The organism is Sphingomonas sp. P4_G2 (assembly GCF_056401155.1).
In genome coordinates this window covers 192,679-209,664 of sequence record NZ_JBFUJY010000003.1, presented here as the reverse complement: position 1 = coordinate 209,664, position 16,986 = coordinate 192,679, and the positions used below count along the sequence as shown (strand labels likewise).

The following is a 16,986-nucleotide window of genomic DNA, read 5'->3' as shown; positions in this document are numbered from 1 at the left end:
GGGAGGAAAAGAGGGGAACCGAATGGCCTACGAACACATCCTGTCCGAGCGGAAGGGCGACGTGCTGGTCGTGACGCTCAACCGTCCCGATCGCCTCAATGCCGCGCCGCCGGCGATGTTCGTCGAGATGCGCGAGGCGCTGGCCGATCTCGGCGGCGCGCGCGCGGTGCTGATCACCGGGGCGGGCCGCGCTTTCTGCTCGGGGGCCGATGTCGGTGGCGGTGCCTTGATGGCGAGCGAGCGCGGGCTCGATCCGGGCCAGGCGACCTATGACGCGCTGACCAGCAGCTACAATCCCACGCTCGCCGCGATCGCCGAGCTGTCGGTGCCGGTGGTGACCGCGGTGCGCGGGCCGGCCGCCGGGATCGGCTGCAGCCTGGCGCTGTCGGCCGATTTCTGCGTCGCGTCGGACACTGCCTATTTCCTCCAGGCCTTCGTCAATATCGGGCTGGTCCCCGATGGCGGCGCAAGCTGGATGCTGACCCGACTGATCGGGCGCGCGCGGGCCTCGGAAATGATGATGCTGGGCGAACGCGTGCCCGCGGCCAAGGCGGTCGATTGGGGCATGATCCACAAACAGGTCGCCGACGACGCGCTCGATGCCGAGGCGCTGGCGCTGGCCGAACGGCTGGCGGCGGGGCCGACCGTCGCGCTCGGCATGATGCGCCGCCAGCTGCACGAGGCGCTGGAGAGCGATTACGCCGCGGCGATGCAGCGCGAGGCCGACAATCAGCGCGCCGCGCGTGCGACGCAGGATTCGATGGAAGGCGGCATGGCCTTCCTCCAGAAGCGCAAGGCCGAGTTCAAGGGCGCCTGAGGCAAGAGAAGGAGCGCCCTTTCGGGGGCCGGACACGATCATGACGACCAACCCGACTCCCGACGACTGGAAGGCGCTCGCCGCCAAGGAAGTGAAGGGCAAGGACCTCATCTGGCACACGCCGGAGGGGATAGAGGTCAAGCCGCTCTACACGGCCGAGGATGTCGCCGGCATCGATCCCGGCCTGCCCGGCTTTGCCCCCTTCACGCGCGGCGTGCGCGCATCGATGTATGCCGGGCGGCCCTGGACGATCCGCCAATATGCCGGCTTCTCGACCGCCGAGGAATCGAACGCTTTCTATCGCCGCAACCTGGCGGCGGGGCAGAAGGGACTGTCGGTCGCGTTCGATCTTGCCACCCATCGCGGCTATGACAGCGACCATCCGCGCGTGACCGGCGATGTCGGCAAGGCGGGCGTCGCGATCGACACGATCGACGACATGAAGATCCTGTTCGACAGCATCCCGCTCGATCAGATGTCGGTCAGCATGACGATGAACGGCGCGGTGATCCCGATCCTGGCGTTCTTCATCGTCGCGGGCGAGGAACAGGGCGTGCCCCAGGCGCAGCTCGACGGCACCATCCAGAACGACATCCTCAAGGAGTTCATGGTCCGCAATACGTACATCTATCCGCCGGCGCCGAGCATGCGGATCATCGCGGACATCATCGCCTATACCTCGGCGCATATGCCGAAATTCAACTCGATCTCGATCTCCGGCTATCACATGCAGGAAGCCGGCGCGACGCAGGTCCAGGAACTCGCTTTCACCATCGCCGACGGGCGCGAATATGCGAAGGCGGCGATGGCGGCGGGGCTCGATATCGACAAGTTCGCTGGGCGGCTGTCGTTCTTCTTCGCGATCGGGATGAACTTCTTCATGGAAGTCGCCAAGCTGCGCGCCGCGCGCAAGCTGTGGCACCGCGTGATGAGCGACCTCGGCGCCAAGGACGAGCGCTCGAAGATGCTGCGCACGCATTGCCAGACCAGTGGCGTGTCGCTGCAGGAACAGGACCCCTATAACAACGTCATCCGCACCACGGTCGAGGCGATGGCCGCGGCCCTGGGGGGCACGCAAAGCCTCCACACCAATGCGCTGGACGAAGCGATCGCGCTGCCGACCGACTTCTCCGCCCGCATCGCGCGCAATACCCAGATCGTGCTGCAGGAAGAGACCGGGATCACCCATGTCGTCGATCCGCTCGGCGGCTCTTATTATGTCGAGGCGCTGACCCAGGAATTGTACGACCGCGCCTGGGAAATCATCGAACGCGTCGACGGAGAGGGCGGCATGGCCAATGCCGTTGCGCAAGGCTGGCCCAAGGCGATGATCGAGCAAGCCTCGGCAGGGCGCCAGGCGCGGGTCGACCGCGGCGAGGACGTGATCGTCGGGGTCAACAAATACCGGCTCGCCGACGAAGACGATATCGACATCCTCGACGTCGACAACCATGCGGTACGCGAGTCGCAGATCGCGCGGATCAAGCGGGTCAAGGCAGGGCGTGACGAGGCGAAGTGCCAGGCCGCGCTCGATGCGCTGCGCGAAGGGGCGAAAGGCAGCGCCAATCTGCTCGCCCTCGCCGTCGACTGCGCTCGCCAGCGCGCGACCCTGGGCGAGATATCGTCGGCGATGGAGGACGTCTTCGGGCGCTACGGCACCAAGCCGACCCCGGTCTCGGGCGTCTATGGCGGTGCCTATGGCCAGGATTCGCGCTGGGAGAATCTATTGTCGGGCGTCGCCGCGACCGAGCGCCGTCTTGGCCGCAAGCCGCGCATGCTGGTCGCCAAGATGGGACAGGACGGGCATGATCGCGGCGCCAATCTGGTCAGCTCGATGTTCGGCGATCTCGGCTTCGAGGTGGTGCCGGGCCCGCTGTTCCAGACCCCCAAGGAAGCCGCGATGCTCGCGCTCGACAGCGATGTCGACGTGGTCGGCGCGTCGAGCCTGGCGGCGGGGCACAAGACCTTGATCCCCGAACTGATCGGCCATCTCCGCGATGCCGGCCGCGCCGACATCAAGGTGATCGCCGGCGGCGTGATCCCGGCGCAGGACTATGATTTCCTGCGCGAGGCCGGGGTCCAGGCGATCTTCGGCCCCGGCACCAATCTGATCAAGGCGGCGGAGGATGTCCTCCGCCTGCTCGGTCACAATATGCCCCCTGAAGAAGAGGCTGCGCAATGACCGAGATCGAGGAGGAATTGGTCGAAACCGGGCAGAGCGACGAAACATTGCTCTACGACTATTTCAAGCACCTGACGTCGCTCTGCATCGTCTCGCTGGGCGGTGTGTTGGCGCTCGTGCCCAATGCAAAGGACCTGTCGCGTGGCATGATCATCGCCGTGCTCATTGTCCTTGGCGGTGCCGCGCTCATTTCCTTCACTGGCGCGGGGGAAATCGTCCGTGCGCGATACCGCCGCGAGCCGCTCGGCAAGAGCGTCAATCTCTACCGCATCGCCGCTCCCGTCCTGCTCTCGGTCGGCGTCGGCATGTTCATCTACCTCTTTACCCGGACCCTAAAGGCATGACCCGTTCCGACTGGACCCGCGACGAAATCGCCGCCCTTTTCGACCGCCCCTTTACCGAGCTCGTGTTCCACGCGGCCGAGGTGCATCGCGCGCATCACGCGGCGAACGAGGTGCAGCTCTCGACGTTGCTCTCGATCAAGACCGGCGGCTGTCCCGAGGATTGCGGCTATTGCTCGCAAAGCGCGAGCCACGAGACCGGGCTTAAAGCGACCAAGCTGATGGACGTCCGCGCCGTGCTCCAGGCCGCCGCCGAGGCCAAGGATAATGGCTCATCGCGCTTCTGCATGGGGGCTGCGTGGCGCAATCCCAAGGACAAGGACATCCCCGCGCTGGTCCAGATGGTGAAGGGCGTGCGCGAGATGGGCATGGAAACCTGCATGACGCTCGGCATGCTGACGCCCGATCAGGCGCGGGCACTGGGCGAGGCGGGGCTCGATTACTACAACCACAATATCGACACTTCGCCGGAAAATTACGCCAACGTCATCTCGACGCGCAGCTTCGAGGACCGGATCGAGACGCTCGACAATGTCCGCGGCGCGGGGATCAACGTGTGCTGCGGCGGCATCGTCGGGATGGGCGAGACGCGCACCGACCGCGTCGGCTTCATCCACGCGCTCGCCAGCCTGCCGGTTCATCCCGAGAGCGTGCCGATCAACGCCTTGGTGCCGGTCAAGGGGACGGTGCTCGGCGACATGCTGGCCGACACGCCGCTCGCCAAGATCGACGATATCGAGTTTGTCCGCACCGTCGCGGTCGCGCGGATCACCATGCCGGGCAGCATGGTTCGCTTGTCGGCCGGGCGCGAGAGCATGTCGGAAGCGGCGCAGGCCTTGTGCTTCCTCGCCGGCGCCAACTCGATCTTCACCGGCGAGAAGCTGCTGACCACCGGCAATGCCGGCGAGGACAAGGACGCGGCGCTGTTCGCAAAGCTTGGCCTGAGCTCGATGGCGGCCGAACAGCGCGACGTGATGGAGGCGGCGGAATGAGCGCGCCAGCCGATTTTGTCATCGTCGATGTGCCGAGCATGTTGGCGCAGAAGGTCACGATATCTGACGAATCCGGCGAGCGCGCGGATCCGAATTGGAATCGTGAAGCAGCCGAAAGCCAATATGTCTTTGCCGAGTTCCTCGCAGCAAAGGGATTGCTCGTCGACGGCGTGGCTGTCGAGCGGCGGCCCGATCTTACTATTCGCTGGTCTCAGCTCAGCGAACTGGGTCAAAAATTCGCTCGGAGCGACTTTCACAAGTGGCTCACATCCGTCGACAAAACGGGAATTCCGGAAGCCAAGAAGCTTGAAAAACTCGAACGTCGGAGGGTGAAATTCGCGGCGTTGCAATGATCGGAAGACTTTGATGTTCAAGAAAATCCTGGTCGCCAATCGCGGCGAGATCGCTTGCCGCGTGTTCCGCACCGCGAAGAAAATTAGGTTGGCGCCGATGGCGGCGGAGCAGCGTGCGGTGATGGAGGCCGCGGAATGAATTTGCGGCCGAGAACCGCGATTGCGCTTAGCTGCTTATATTGGGCAGGGGCGCTGACGCTCGGGTTTCTGGCCTTGGGAGCTCCCTGCGGGTTGGCACCGGGGATCGAGTGCGACACGCAAGGGCAGGCATTGCTCTGGCGAATCCTCGGGGTTGTTGGTCCGCTGGGCGTGCTTCTGCCTGCCATCGCGATCTATTTCGCCGCCGTTCGGTTCAACGGCCGGGGCAAAAAAGGCTCGCTGATGTTCAAGAAAATCCTGGTCGCCGACTGCGGCGAGATTGCCTGCCACGTGTTCCGCACAGCGAAGAAATTGGGGACCGCGACGGTAGAGGTTCAGCGCGATGTGAGGGAAGCGGCGGAGTGAGGATTGCCCTAATCGCATTTTTGCTCGGCTGCACGGCGGCCATCGGCGGATGTACAGCCCGATCGCAAGTTACTGCGGTTGGCCTCCTGTCCACGAGCGATCGTGCAGGAAATGGCCCTAAGATCGCACAACTGGCGGCCCAACAATGTTTCGACCATTCGAACAATCTTGGCGAGTTCCAGGATGCACTGAAAGCGACTGGCTGGCGATTCACGCGCAAGCAGCGGGCAGAACCATCCAATCCGCTTGCGCTTGATGCATGGGCAGTGCCGAACGTGACTGTGTTGCTGGGTCAGCCGCTTTCCAACGGTGCCCGGATATGTTCGCTGTTGGTTGAAGCGCCGGCCGCGCCTTCACTGCGATCGATGAAATCGGCGCTTTCCCGGCTGACTGGGCATGAACCCGGCGCCGACGGTGAGTGGTGGTGGAATCGCACTGCGACGCGCAAGCTCCACATGACCGCCGATGGCGATGGCGATCGCGGCCAAAATCTCTTCATCAATGTCGAAATTTATCCCTTGTCCTGGTGGCAGGGTCTTCTGGGGTAGCCAATGTTCAAGAAAATCCTGGTCGCCAATCGCGGCGAGATTGCCTGCCGCGTGTTCCGCACGGCGAAGAAGATGGGGATCGCGACGGTCGCGGTTTATTCCGACGCCGATGCGCGCTCGCCGCATGTGCTGATGGCCGACGAAGCGGTGCGGCTCGGGCCGGCGCCGGCGGCGGAGAGCTATCTCAAGGCCGAATTGATCCTCGACGCCGCCAGGATCACCGGCGCGGACTGCATCCATCCCGGCTACGGCTTCCTGTCCGAGCGCGAGAGCTTCGCGCGTGCCTGTGCCGATGCCGGCATCGCCTTCGTCGGCCCGCCGCCCAACGCGATCGCGGCGATGGGCGACAAGATCGAATCGAAGAAGCTGGCCAAGGAGGCGGGGGTCAATGTCGTGCCCGGTTTCCTCGGCGAGATCGCGGACACCGACGAGGCGGTGAAGATCGCCAGCGACATCGGCTATCCGGTAATGATGAAGGCCTCGGCCGGCGGCGGCGGCAAGGGCATGCGGCTTGCCTGGAGCGAGCAGGACGTGCGCGAAGGATTCGAGGCGACCAAGCGCGAGGGCCTCGCCTCGTTCGGCGACGACCGCGTGTTCATCGAGAAATTCATCGAGAGCCCGCGCCACATCGAGATCCAGGTGCTCGGCGATCAGCACGGCAACATCGTCTATTTGAACGAACGCGAATGCTCGGTGCAGCGCCGCCACCAGAAGGTTGTCGAGGAAGCGCCTTCGCCGTTCGTGTCGCCGGAGATGCGGCGCAAGATGGGCGAGCAGGCGGTCGCGCTGTCGCGCGCGGTCGGCTATTATTCGGCCGGTACCGTCGAGCTGATCGTGTCGGGCGCCGACACCAGCGGTGAGGGCTTCTACTTCCTCGAAATGAACACCCGGCTCCAGGTCGAGCACCCGGTGACCGAAGAGATTACCGGCCTCGACCTGGTCGAGCAGATGATCCGCGTCGCCGCCGGCGAGAAGCTGTCGTTTGGCCAGAGCGACGTCAAGATCAATGGCTGGTCGATCGAGAACCGCGTCTATGCCGAGGATCCGTATCGCGGCTTCCTGCCCTCGATCGGGCGGCTGGTGCGGTACGAGCCGCCGGCGGCCGACAGCCACCAATCTCCAAACCCCTCCCCTAAAGGGGAGGGGTTTGCCAAGGTTCGCGTCGACGACGGTGTCCTCGAAGGCGGCGAAGTCAGCATGTTCTACGACCCGATGATCGCCAAATTGATCACCTGGGCGCCGACCCGCGAGGAAGCGATCGACCGCCAGATCGCGGCGCTCGACGAATTCGCGATCGAGGGCCCGGGCAACAATCTCGATTTCCTGTCGGCGCTGATGCAGCATCCGCGCTTTCGCGACGGCGCGCTGACCACCGGCTTCATCGCCGAGGAATATCCCGACGGCTTCACCGGCGCGCCGGCCGCGCCCGATCTGCTCAAGGCGCTGGCCGCGGTCGCCGCCTTTGCCGCGACGGCGGAGGCCGATCGCGCGCGGCGGATCGACGGTCAGCTCGGCAAGCGCCTGCGTCCGCCCTCGGCCTGGACGGTGCGGATCGACGGCCAGGATCATCAGGTCGAAATCTCGACCGACGGCGTGGTGGTCGATGGCGACGATCTCGATTTGGCGCTCGAATATACGCCCGGCGACCATATCGTCACTGCCGAGCTCGGCGACGAGGACCTGACCGTGCGGATCGCGCGCACGCGCACCGGCTTCCGCCTGACCACGCGCGGCGCCTCGCATGTCGCGCGCACCTTGCCCGCGCATGTCGCGCCTTATGCCGAGCATCTGATCGAGAAGATCCCGCCCGATCTGTCCAAATTCCTGATCGCGCCGATGCCCGGACTGCTCGTCCGGCTCGACGTCAAGCAAGGCGATGCGGTCCAGCCCGGCCAGCCGCTCGCGGTGGTCGAGGCGATGAAGATGGAGAATATCCTGCGCGCCGAAAAGGCGGCGACGGTCAAATCGCTGGCGGCGAAAGCCGGCGACAGCCTGGCGGTCGATCAAGTGATTCTGGAGCTCGAATAGGCAGCTTGGAGTCTGTTTCAGCTAAGCTGAAACGGTTGCGGTGCCGGCCCGTTCCCCCACCCGACCTCCCATAGAATATCCTGATTGGGAGGTCGGGTGGGCGCGTTGGGTCGGCCATGCCCCGCATGGCCTGAACAGCGCGGGGCGCTGTTCACCCGATGCGGGGCCGGCACCGCGACAGCGAAGCGCCGAAGATGAACCGATCCGGCCCGATTGCGACAAAATAAGACATATTAAGCATGGACCTCTGTCCTACCGGCCGCCATGCTTTCGCTCATGAAACGGTCGCGTATCGCCTTGATGCTCACCGTCGTGCTGCCGCTCCAGGCCTGCATGGTGGGGCCGAACTACAAGCCGCCGGCGAGTGCTTCGCTCGGCGTGCCCGATGCCTATTCCGGACCGGCGACGACCGGCGCGCTGCCCGATATCTCGACTTGGTGGACGTCGTTCGGCGACCCGGAACTCACCAGCATCATCGACCGCGCGCGACGCGACAATCTCGACATCGCGCAAGCGGTGGCGCGGTTGAAACAGGCGCGCGAGGGGCTGGTCCAGGCACGCGCCTCGCTGTTGCCGACGGTCAGCGGATCGGCCGGCTATAGCCGCAATCTGCTCGATTCGGTCGGGCCGCGCGACAATTTCTCGATCGGCGCCGACGCCAGTTATCAGGCCGATCTGTTCGGCGGCACGCGCCGCTCGATCGAGGCGGCGCGGGCGACCGAGCAAGCCTCGGGCTACGACCTCGCCACCGTCCAGACCTCGATCGCGTCGGAGGCCGCGCGCAACTATATCCTGGCCCGCCAATATCAGGCCGCGCTCAAGATCGCGCGCGACAGCCTGGCGATCCAGGACGACAATCTGGAGATTGCCGGTTTCCGCGTCCAGGCGGGTTTGGTCTCGAGCCTCGATCAGGAGCAAGCGCGCGCGCAACGCGCCCAGACCGCCGCGCAAATCCCGACGATCGAACAGAATTATGCCGCCGCGGTGAACCGGCTGGGCGTACTGACCGGCCAGGCGCCGGGCGCGCTCAAGGCTGAGCTGGAGGCGGTGCAGCCGATCCCGATGGGTCCGGCCGATATTCCGACCGGCATTCCCGGCGACGTGCTGCGCCAGCGCCCCGACGTGCGATCGGCCGAACGCACTCTCGGCGCCGCGACCGCGCAGATCGGGGTGGAGAAAGCGGCGCTCTACCCGGCGCTCAACATCACCGGCGATATCGGCACCTCGGCCTCGGCGCTCGGCAGCATCGCCAATGTCATCACCGGCAGCCTGTTCGCCGGACTGACCCAATTGATCTTCGACGGCGGCCGCACGCGCAGCCGGGTACGGTCGCAGGAAGCCGCCGCCCAGGGCGCGTTCGCCGCCTACAAATCGACCGTGCTGACCAGCCTGGAAGATGTCGAGAACGCGCTCCAGGCGCTGCAGGCGGCGAAACAGCGCCAGCGTGAGTTCGCGGTCGCGCTCGATGCCTCGAACGCCGCGGCGATCCTCGCGCGCAGCCAGTATCGCGCCGGGCTGACCGATATCACCACGCTCAACAATAGCGAGGCGGCGTTGCTCTCGGCGCAGAATGGCTTGAACAGCGCGCGCGGCGACCAGGCGCAGGCGATGGTCGCGCTCTACCTCGCGCTCGGCGGCGGGTGGGATGCCACCAAGCCGCCCGAACTCCCGCAGGGATAACAATATGGCGACCAACCAGGCCGAACTCGACGACTTTCTCGGCGGGCGCCCGCCGTCCAAATTCAAGCGCTACGCCCTGTGGGCCGGGATCGCGATCGGCGTCGTGCTGGTCGTCCTGCTCCTGATGCGGCTGTTCGGCGCCGCCGCGACATCGGGCTATGCGACCGAACAGGCGCAAAAGGGCAATCTGACCGTCACGGTATCAGCGACCGGCAAGCTCGCGCCGATCAACCAGGTGACGGTCGGCTCGCAGCTGTCGGGCCAGGTGATCAAGGTGCTGGTCGACGTCAATGACCGCGTCACTGCCGGCCAGCCGCTGGCGCTGATCGACCCGTCGCAGTTCGACGATCAGGTCAAGCAGGCGCAGGCGACCTTGGCCGCGAACAATGCCGCGGTCGGCCAGGCGCAGGCGACGCTCGCCCAGTCCAAAGCCACGCTCTCGCGCTATCAGGAAGTCAGCCGGTTGTCGGGCGGCCGCGTGCCGGCCAAGACCGAGATGGATCAGGCGGTCGCCGATCGCGATCGCGCTCTGGCCAATCTCAGCGCCGCCAACGCCAACGTCATATCGGCGCGCGCCGCTTTGTCGTCGGCGCAGACCCAGCGGGTGCGCGCGGTGATCCGCTCGCCGGTAACCGGCGTGGTGCTGGCGCGCCAGATCGATCCCGGCCAGACCGTCGCGGCGTCGTTCAACACGCCGACTTTGTTCGTCATCGCCCAGGATCTGCGCCAGATGAAACTGGAGGTCGCGATCGACGAAGCCGATGTCGGCAACGTCAAGCAGGGTCAGCGCGCCACCTTCACCGTCGACGCTTTCCCCGGCAAGACCTTCCCGGCGATGATCACCCGGGTCGATGTCGGATCGAACCTGTCGGTTCAGGATGCGACCTCGTCGTCCTCGACCTCGTCGACCGGTTCCACCACCGCGCAAGTCGTGTCCTACGCTGCCGATCTCTCGGTCGCCAATCCCGACGAGGAATTGCGGCCCGGCATGACCGCGACCGCCGATATCGTCACGATGGAAAAGAAGAACGTCCTGCTCGTCCCCAACGCCGCCTTGCGCTTCAAGCCGCAGACGGCGGGAGCACCGGCGGCGCAGGCGAGCGGCGGAATCGCCGGCGCGCTCACTCCCCGGATGCGGCGGCGTGGCGGTGGCGGCGGTGACGGCGCGGCCCCGCTCGAACGCGGTTCCAGGCAGAGCGTCTATGTCAAACAAGCCGATGGCAGCCTCAAGGCGATATCGGTCACCACCGGCGACAGCGATGGCTCGATGACCGAGATCACCGGCGGCGATCTCCAGCCGGGGATGCAGGTCGTGACCGGCCAGCTTGCCGGCGCGACCAGCGGCAAGTCGGGCGGCAGCGGCAGCGGCCGGCGGCGCTCGGGCGGCGGGGGCGGACAGAGCGGTGGCTGATCCGCTCCCAGAGCCGCTGATCCGGCTGCGCGGCGTCACCAAGACCTATGGCACCGGCGCGACCGCATTCCAGGCGCTGAAGGGCGTCGACCTCGACATCGCGGCGGGCGATTTCGTCGCGGTGATGGGGCCGTCGGGGTCGGGCAAGTCGACGACGATGAACATCCTCGGCTGTCTCGACGTGCCGAGCGCCGGCGAGTTCACCTTCAAGGGCCATCATATCGAGAGCCTCGATCGCGACCAGCGCGCCTTGCTCCGGCGCAAATATCTCGGCTTCGTGTTCCAGGGGTTCAACCTGCTCGCGCGGACCTCGGCGCTGGAGAATGTCGAACTGCCCTTGCTCTATCGCGGCGACGCCAAGGCCGAACGGCGCGAAACCGCGCTCGGCGCGCTCGACAAGGTCGGGCTGAAGGAATGGTGGGACCACACCCCCGCCGAGTTATCCGGCGGCCAGCAGCAACGCGTCGCCATCGCCCGCGCGATCGTCACCCAGCCCGCGGTGCTGCTCGCCGACGAGCCGACCGGCAATCTCGACAGCGAACGCTCGGTCGAGATCATGGAATTGCTCACCGACCTCAACAAGAATGCCGGCATCACCGTGCTGATGGTCACCCACGAAGCCGACATGGCCGCCTTCGCCAAGACCATCGTCCATTTCAAGGACGGGTTGGTCGAACGGATCGAAGCGGGGCATCGGCAGGGGGAGAGAGTGGGATGAGCGATGTGCTTTCTTCTCCCCTTGGGGGAGAAGGATACGAAGCCTTGGCGACGCAGGAGCCTAGGCGAAGTTGGATGAGGGGAAGCGGCGCGAAGCGCCGCGCGGTCGCGTCGCGACCGCTTACCCCTCACCCAGCTACGACTAGGCAGCAAGCTGCCAAGTCTCCGCATCCCTCTCCCCCAAGGGGAGAGGGAGTTTAGCTATGCTCGGCACCACCTTCATCCTCGCGATCCGTTCGATCCGGCGCCACTTGCTGCGCTCGTTCCTGACCGTGCTCGGCATCGTCATCGGCGTCGCCGCGGTGGTGGCGATGGTGACTTTGGGCAAGGCGACCACGCTTCAGGTCCAGAAATCGATCGCGAGTCTGGGCACCAACGTGCTCCAGATCCGCCCCGGCCAGGGCTTCGGCCGTGGCGGCGGTGGGCCGCGGCCGCCCGATTTCGACCCGCAGGATGTCGAGGCGATCGGCAAGCAGATCACCGGCGTCACCGCGGTCGCCCCGCAAGCGCAATCGACCGGCACCGCGATCTATGAAGGCCAGAATTGGTCGACCACGATCAACGGTACCACCAACGGCTATTTCCAGGTCCAGCCCTGGCCGCTCACCAGCGGCCGCTACTTCACGCCTACCGAGGAAGCGTCGGGCAAGGCGGTCTGCATCATCGGCAGCACGGTCTATACCAACCTCTACAAGACCGCGCCCGCCATCGGCACCCGGATGCGCATCGCCGGCATTTCGTGCGACGTGATCGGCTTGCTGACGACCAAGGGCCAGTCCGGTTTCGGCGGCGACCAGGACGACGTCGTGATCATGCCGATCAAGGCGGTGCAGCGGCGGATGACCGGCAATACCGACGTGCGGCTGATCCTGATCGGCGTCGACGAAGCCTATTCGACCGCGCAGGTCCAGGCGTCGATCACCGATTTGCTGCGCGAACGCCGCCACATCACCGGCGGCAAGGACGACGATTTCAACATCTTCGACACCAAGCAGATTTCCGACACGCTGAGCAGTACGACCACCTTGCTCACCAACATCGTCACCGCGGTGGCCGGGATCAGCCTGATCGTCGGCGGCATCGGCATCATGAACATCATGCTGGTCTCGGTCACCGAACGCACGCGAGAGATCGGCATCCGCCTGGCGATCGGCGCGGTCGCCAACGAAGTGCTGATGCAATTCCTGGTCGAAGCGGTGGTGCTGTCGTGCCTGGGCGGATTGATCGGGCTGCTATTGGGTCAGCTCGCGGTGATATTATTGTCGATCCTCGGGCAATTGCCGTTCATCTTCGACGTCCAGATCAACGTCATCGCGTTCCTGATCTCGGGCGCGATCGGCGTGGTGTTCGGCTTCTTCCCGGCGCGCCGCGCGGCCTCGCTCAACCCGATCGACGCCCTGCGGCACGAATGAGCCTCTGACGGTCTGATCAGGATTCGAGGCGGCTGCGGATCTGTCCGAACTTGGCCATCAGTTCGTCGAGTTCCTCTTCGGTATCGACGTCGATCAGTTCGTCGGGATGCGTGACGACATGGCGGCCGGCCAGGATGAGGTCGCGCGCGCCGGCATCGCCATCGAGGCTTTCGAGCGCGTCGAAGCGGTTGGCGCCGAACAAGGCCGGCGGCTTGGGGTGGACGCCGTCGCTCGACGCGACGATCGTGTCGGGACCGGTCGCAGCGTGGAACAGGCGATAGATTTGCGCCGCAGTCACGCGCGGCATGTCGGCCAGCGCGATCAGCACCGCTTCGATCCCCGGACCGCGCGCCGCCGCGACGCCCATTTTCAGCGACAGCGACAATCCCTGTTCGGGGTGCCTGTTGTGCACCTCGTGATAACCGCGCGCGGCATAATCGAGCTGGACGCCATCGCGCACCGCCACGCGCCGGGCGAACGGTACCGCCTCCAGCGCGGTGACGACGTGCATACCGAGCGGCTGCCCCAGGAACATCTCGGTCAGCTTGTCGGACAGGCCGAAGCGCGCCGATTTGCCGGCGGCGAGCAGGATCAATGCGGTGGTTTCAGGCGCGATCATGCAATGCTCCCACCATACCGGCGGCGATCGACAAAGCGATCTCGGCCGGGCCGATCGCGCCGATGTCGATCCCGGCGGGCGCATCGATGCGGTCGAGGTCGGAGTCTGAAACGCCCAATGCGCCAAGTCGCTCCCGCCGCGCCGCGTGGCTCCGCCGCGATCCCAGTGCGGCGATATAACCGGTCGGTGCCGCCAGCGCGGCGGCGAGCGCGGGATCGTCGATCTTGATGTCGTGCGACAGCGTGATGACGGCGGTCGCGGGATCGGGCTTGAGCGCGGCGACCGCCTCGTCGGGCCAGCGGTCGTCGAGCGTCACGCCGGGGAAACGCTCGGCGGTCAGGAAGCGCGCGCGCGGATCGATCACCGTCGTCGCGATGCCGAGTTCGCGCGCCAGCCCGGTCAGCGCCTGCGCGATCTGCACCGCCCCGACGATCAGCAAGCGGCGCGGCGGTTCATAGCGATTGACGAACGCGGCGCCCTCGATCGGACGCAGGCTCGATTGGCCGGTGTCGAGATTGGTGACGACATCGAGCGCTGTGCCGCTCGCCCGCGCCTCGGCGATGCGGTCGAACAATTCGGGATCGAAGCCGTCGGCGGCGACCGGCTGGACCAGCACCGCGATCTCGCCGCCGCAGGGAAGTCCGACTTCCCACGCCGCGGCATCGGCGACGCCATAATGTTTGAGCTGGAATGGCGCGCCGGCAATCACCTCGGCGGCGGCGGTCATGATGTCGGTTTCGACGCAGCCGCCCGACACCGACCCCTCGAACCGCCCGTCCTGGTGGACGATCATATGGCTGCCGCGCGGGCGCGGTGCGGAGCCCCAGGTCGAGACGACGGTAGCCAGCGCCATCGGGGCGTCCCGCCAAGCCAAAGCGGCGGCGATGACGGCGTCGTTATCGGCCATGGGTAACTCCAAAATCCTCCCCAGGATGGGGAGGGGGACCAAGCCGCAAAGCGGCTTGGTGGAGGGGGCGCTCCTCATCGGAATCGGCTTGCGGGACGCCCCCTTCACCGCTCGCTTCGCGAGCGGTCCCCCTCCCCGTAAACGGGGAGGATTTTTGGTCAGCCCCCCTCATACCGGCGGCAACCCAGCCAGCAGCTTGTCGAGCGTAATCGGAAAGTCCCGCACCCTTATCCCGGTCGCATTGTAAACCGCATTCGCCACCGCCGCGCCGGCGCCGGAAATCCCCAGCTCGCCGACCGCCTTGGCCCCGACCGGATTCGCCTGATCATCGACCTGTTCGATGAAATGGCATTCGACCGCCGGCGCATCGGCATGAACCGCGACGTGATATTCGCCGAAATCGGGGTTCACGAATTGCCCGGTGCGGGTATCGACCACTGCCTCCTCGCTCAGCGCATAGCCGATGCCCCAGATCATCCCGCCGACCATCTGGTTGCGCGCGGTCTTCTCGTTGAGCACGCGGCCGACGTCGAACACGCCGATCAGCCGACGCACGCGGATTTCGCCGGTGACCGCGTTGACCGCGACCTCGGCGAATTGCGCGCCATGGCTGGCCTGGCTGGTGCGGCGGCTGACCTGGCCGGGGCCGGTCTTGCCATGGGCGGCGATCGGCTTCCCGCGGACCAGGTCGGCGATCGGCGAGGATCGCCCGCCGGCGCTGACGACGCCGTCGTGGAGCGATAACTCCTCGGGCGCCGCATTCATCCGCCGCGCGAGCTCGGCCAAGATGTCCTCGCACGCCAGCGCCACCGCCGACCCCGAGCTTCCGGCGCCGAACGATCCGCCCGATCCCGCGCTGACCGGCAGATCGCTGTCGCCCAGCCGCACGTCGATCGCCGATACCGGCAGTCCCAGCATCTCGCCGGCGACTTGCGCCAGCACGGTATAGGTGCCGGTGCCGATATCGGTCATGTCGGTCTCGATCACCGCGCGCCCCTCGGCGGTCAGCGTGACGCGCGCTTCGCTGTTGACGGTGAAATTGCCGCGCAGCGCCGCTGCCATGCCATGGCCGATCAGCCATTCGCCTTCGCGATTCTGGCCCGGCACCGGATTGCGCTGGTCCCAGCCGAACCGCCGCGCGCCCTCGTCATAGCATTGCAGCATCAGCCGGGTCGAAAACGGCTTGCCGCTGGTCGGGTCGGTCTCGGGCTCGTTGCGGCGGCGCAATTCGATCGGATCGAGCCCGAGTTGCTCGGCCAGCTCGTCCATCGCGCATTCGACCGCGAAGGTGCCGACCGCCTCGCCCGGCGCGCGGACCGCGCCCGAGGACGGCAAGTCGACGATCGTCAGCGCGGTGGTGAAGCGGCGGTGCTTGCCGGCATAGAGCGGGATCGTGCCGAAATGGACCGGCTCGAGGAATCCCTTGTCCGGTTTCTGCGAGGTCACGCTGTCATGCGCGAACGCGGCGATATGACCCTCGGCGTCGCAGCCGATGCGGATGCGCTGCACCGTGTCGCCGCGATGATGAACCAGGGCCGCGGTCTGGCGGCGCGGCAGCGCGATCTTGACCGGCCGCCCGATCTCGCGCGCGGCGACCGCGGCCAGGATCGTTTCGGGTCCGACCCCGGTCTTGCCGCCGAACCCGCCACCGACATAGGGCGCGAGTATGCGGACTCGCGCCGGATCGAGCCCCAATTGGGTGGCGATCGTCTCGCGCGCGCCGTTCAGGACCTGGAGCGAGGCGCGCACCACCAGATTCTCGCCTTCCCACCAGGCAATGGTCGCATGCGGCTCGAGCGCGGCGGGGAAATGCGGCGGGGTGGTATAAATCTGGTCGAAACGGACTTCCGCCGCCGCGATCGCCGCATCGACATCGCCGATGACGATATTGGGCAGGAAGCCGATCTTGTGGTCGACGATGGGCGTTTGCTCGGCAGGATCGAACCGCCCGTCGCGCGTTTCGTACGTCACCGCGACCGAGAGCGCGGCGTCGCGCGCGATTTCCAGGCTTTCGGCGACGATCAGCGCGATCGGCTGGCCGAAATGATCGATGTCATCGCTCCAGTCGCTCATCGGCTCGCGGCTGCTGCCGCCGCTCGACGGAAAATCGGGATGCTCGACGATCACCTTGACCACGCCCGGCATGGCGTCGGCGTCTTTGGTGTCGATGCTCAGCACCTTGCCGGCGCCGATCGATGCGCCAACGATATGCGCATAGAGCGTCCCGTCGGGCGCGCCTTCGACCGCATAAGGCGCGGTGCCGCTGACCTTGAGCGGACCTTCGTAGCGGTCGATCCCCTTGCCGATCAGGCCTTGCATGCCCTTGTCGAGCGCCGCCGGGCGATAGGGGGCGTCCATGGCATGATCGTTCATCGTCGCCTCCCGGTCACAAAACGCCGATAGGGCCGGGCGTCTGTAGATAGAGGAATCGGGTCGCGCATGACGGTTTTCAAGCGAATTCGCGCCGTAACGGTG

Annotated in this window: 14 protein-coding genes and 2 pseudogenes; 13 read left to right on the top strand and 3 right to left on the bottom strand. The window is 66.1% G+C overall.

Annotation, left to right across the window (positions count from 1 at the left end):
* Nucleotides 1-22 precede the first annotated feature (22 nt).
* The 13 genes and pseudogenes from AC1DRD_RS10580 (at nucleotide 23) to AC1DRD_RS10520 (ending at nucleotide 12,985) form a co-directional block, all read left to right on the top strand.
* A complete protein-coding gene (locus AC1DRD_RS10580; protein WP_478041354.1) occupies nucleotides 23-817 on the top strand; it encodes an enoyl-CoA hydratase-related protein in 795 nt (264 codons plus the stop codon).
* Nucleotides 818-857: 40 nt separating this feature from the next.
* A complete protein-coding gene (gene scpA, locus AC1DRD_RS10575; RefSeq protein ID WP_478041353.1) occupies nucleotides 858-2,999 on the top strand; it encodes a methylmalonyl-CoA mutase in 2,142 nt (713 codons plus the stop codon).
* The gene (locus AC1DRD_RS10570; RefSeq protein WP_478032340.1) at nucleotides 2,996-3,343 is read left to right on the top strand and encodes a hypothetical protein; all 348 of its coding nucleotides are present in this window, start codon (nucleotides 2,996-2,998) and stop codon (nucleotides 3,341-3,343) included. The genes scpA and AC1DRD_RS10570 overlap by 4 nt, the downstream gene beginning before the upstream one ends.
* Nucleotides 3,340-4,332: a biotin synthase BioB gene (gene bioB / locus AC1DRD_RS10565; RefSeq protein ID WP_478041352.1), complete on the top strand. Its 993-nt coding sequence runs from the start codon at nucleotides 3,340-3,342 to the stop codon at nucleotides 4,330-4,332. Before AC1DRD_RS10570 ends, bioB begins: the two co-directional genes overlap by 4 nt.
* Nucleotides 4,329-4,685, top strand: coding sequence for a hypothetical protein (locus AC1DRD_RS10560; RefSeq protein WP_478041351.1), 357 nt, complete (start codon nucleotides 4,329-4,331; stop codon nucleotides 4,683-4,685). The genes bioB and AC1DRD_RS10560 overlap by 4 nt, the downstream gene beginning before the upstream one ends.
* A 13-nt stretch (nucleotides 4,686-4,698) precedes the next feature.
* Nucleotides 4,699-4,788: pseudogene (locus AC1DRD_RS10555) on the top strand (biotin carboxylase N-terminal domain-containing protein); the annotation flags it as partial.
* A 278-nt stretch (nucleotides 4,789-5,066) separates the two neighbouring features.
* Nucleotides 5,067-5,168: pseudogene (locus tag AC1DRD_RS10550) on the top strand (biotin carboxylase N-terminal domain-containing protein); the annotation flags it as partial.
* A gap of 17 nt (nucleotides 5,169-5,185) precedes the next feature.
* Nucleotides 5,186-5,737: a hypothetical protein gene (locus AC1DRD_RS10545; protein WP_478032343.1), complete on the top strand. Its 552-nt coding sequence runs from the start codon at nucleotides 5,186-5,188 to the stop codon at nucleotides 5,735-5,737.
* Between the two features lie 3 nt (nucleotides 5,738-5,740).
* On the top strand, nucleotides 5,741-7,765 hold the full coding sequence (locus AC1DRD_RS10540; protein WP_478041350.1) for an ATP-binding protein: 2,025 nt from the start codon (nucleotides 5,741-5,743) through the stop codon (nucleotides 7,763-7,765).
* 276 nt (nucleotides 7,766-8,041) lie between these two features.
* Nucleotides 8,042-9,445, top strand: a complete 1,404-nt coding sequence (locus AC1DRD_RS10535) for an efflux transporter outer membrane subunit (RefSeq protein WP_478041349.1) — start codon at nucleotides 8,042-8,044, stop codon at nucleotides 9,443-9,445.
* Nucleotides 9,446-9,449: 4 nt separating this feature from the next.
* Nucleotides 9,450-10,856, top strand: coding sequence for an efflux RND transporter periplasmic adaptor subunit (locus AC1DRD_RS10530; RefSeq protein ID WP_478041348.1), 1,407 nt, complete (start codon nucleotides 9,450-9,452; stop codon nucleotides 10,854-10,856).
* Entirely contained in the window at nucleotides 10,849-11,574 is a 726-nt protein-coding gene (locus AC1DRD_RS10525) for an ABC transporter ATP-binding protein (RefSeq protein WP_478041347.1), read from the top strand. The genes AC1DRD_RS10530 and AC1DRD_RS10525 overlap by 8 nt, the downstream gene beginning before the upstream one ends.
* Before the next feature lie 202 nt (nucleotides 11,575-11,776).
* Entirely contained in the window at nucleotides 11,777-12,985 is a 1,209-nt protein-coding gene (locus AC1DRD_RS10520) for an ABC transporter permease (RefSeq protein WP_478041346.1), read from the top strand.
* A 16-nt stretch (nucleotides 12,986-13,001) separates the two neighbouring features.
* Here AC1DRD_RS10520 and AC1DRD_RS10515 read toward each other — a convergent pair whose 3' ends face one another.
* From AC1DRD_RS10515 to AC1DRD_RS10505, 3 genes are all read right to left on the bottom strand, one after another.
* Entirely contained in the window at nucleotides 13,002-13,604 is a 603-nt protein-coding gene (locus AC1DRD_RS10515) for a nucleotidyltransferase family protein (RefSeq protein ID WP_478041345.1), read from the bottom strand.
* A complete protein-coding gene (locus AC1DRD_RS10510; RefSeq protein WP_478041344.1) occupies nucleotides 13,591-14,511 on the bottom strand; it encodes an XdhC family protein in 921 nt (306 codons plus the stop codon). Before AC1DRD_RS10510 ends, AC1DRD_RS10515 begins: the two co-directional genes overlap by 14 nt.
* Before the next feature lie 168 nt (nucleotides 14,512-14,679).
* Entirely contained in the window at nucleotides 14,680-16,884 is a 2,205-nt protein-coding gene (locus AC1DRD_RS10505; RefSeq protein ID WP_478041343.1) for a xanthine dehydrogenase family protein molybdopterin-binding subunit, read from the bottom strand.
* Between the last annotated feature and the right edge of the window lie 102 nt (nucleotides 16,885-16,986).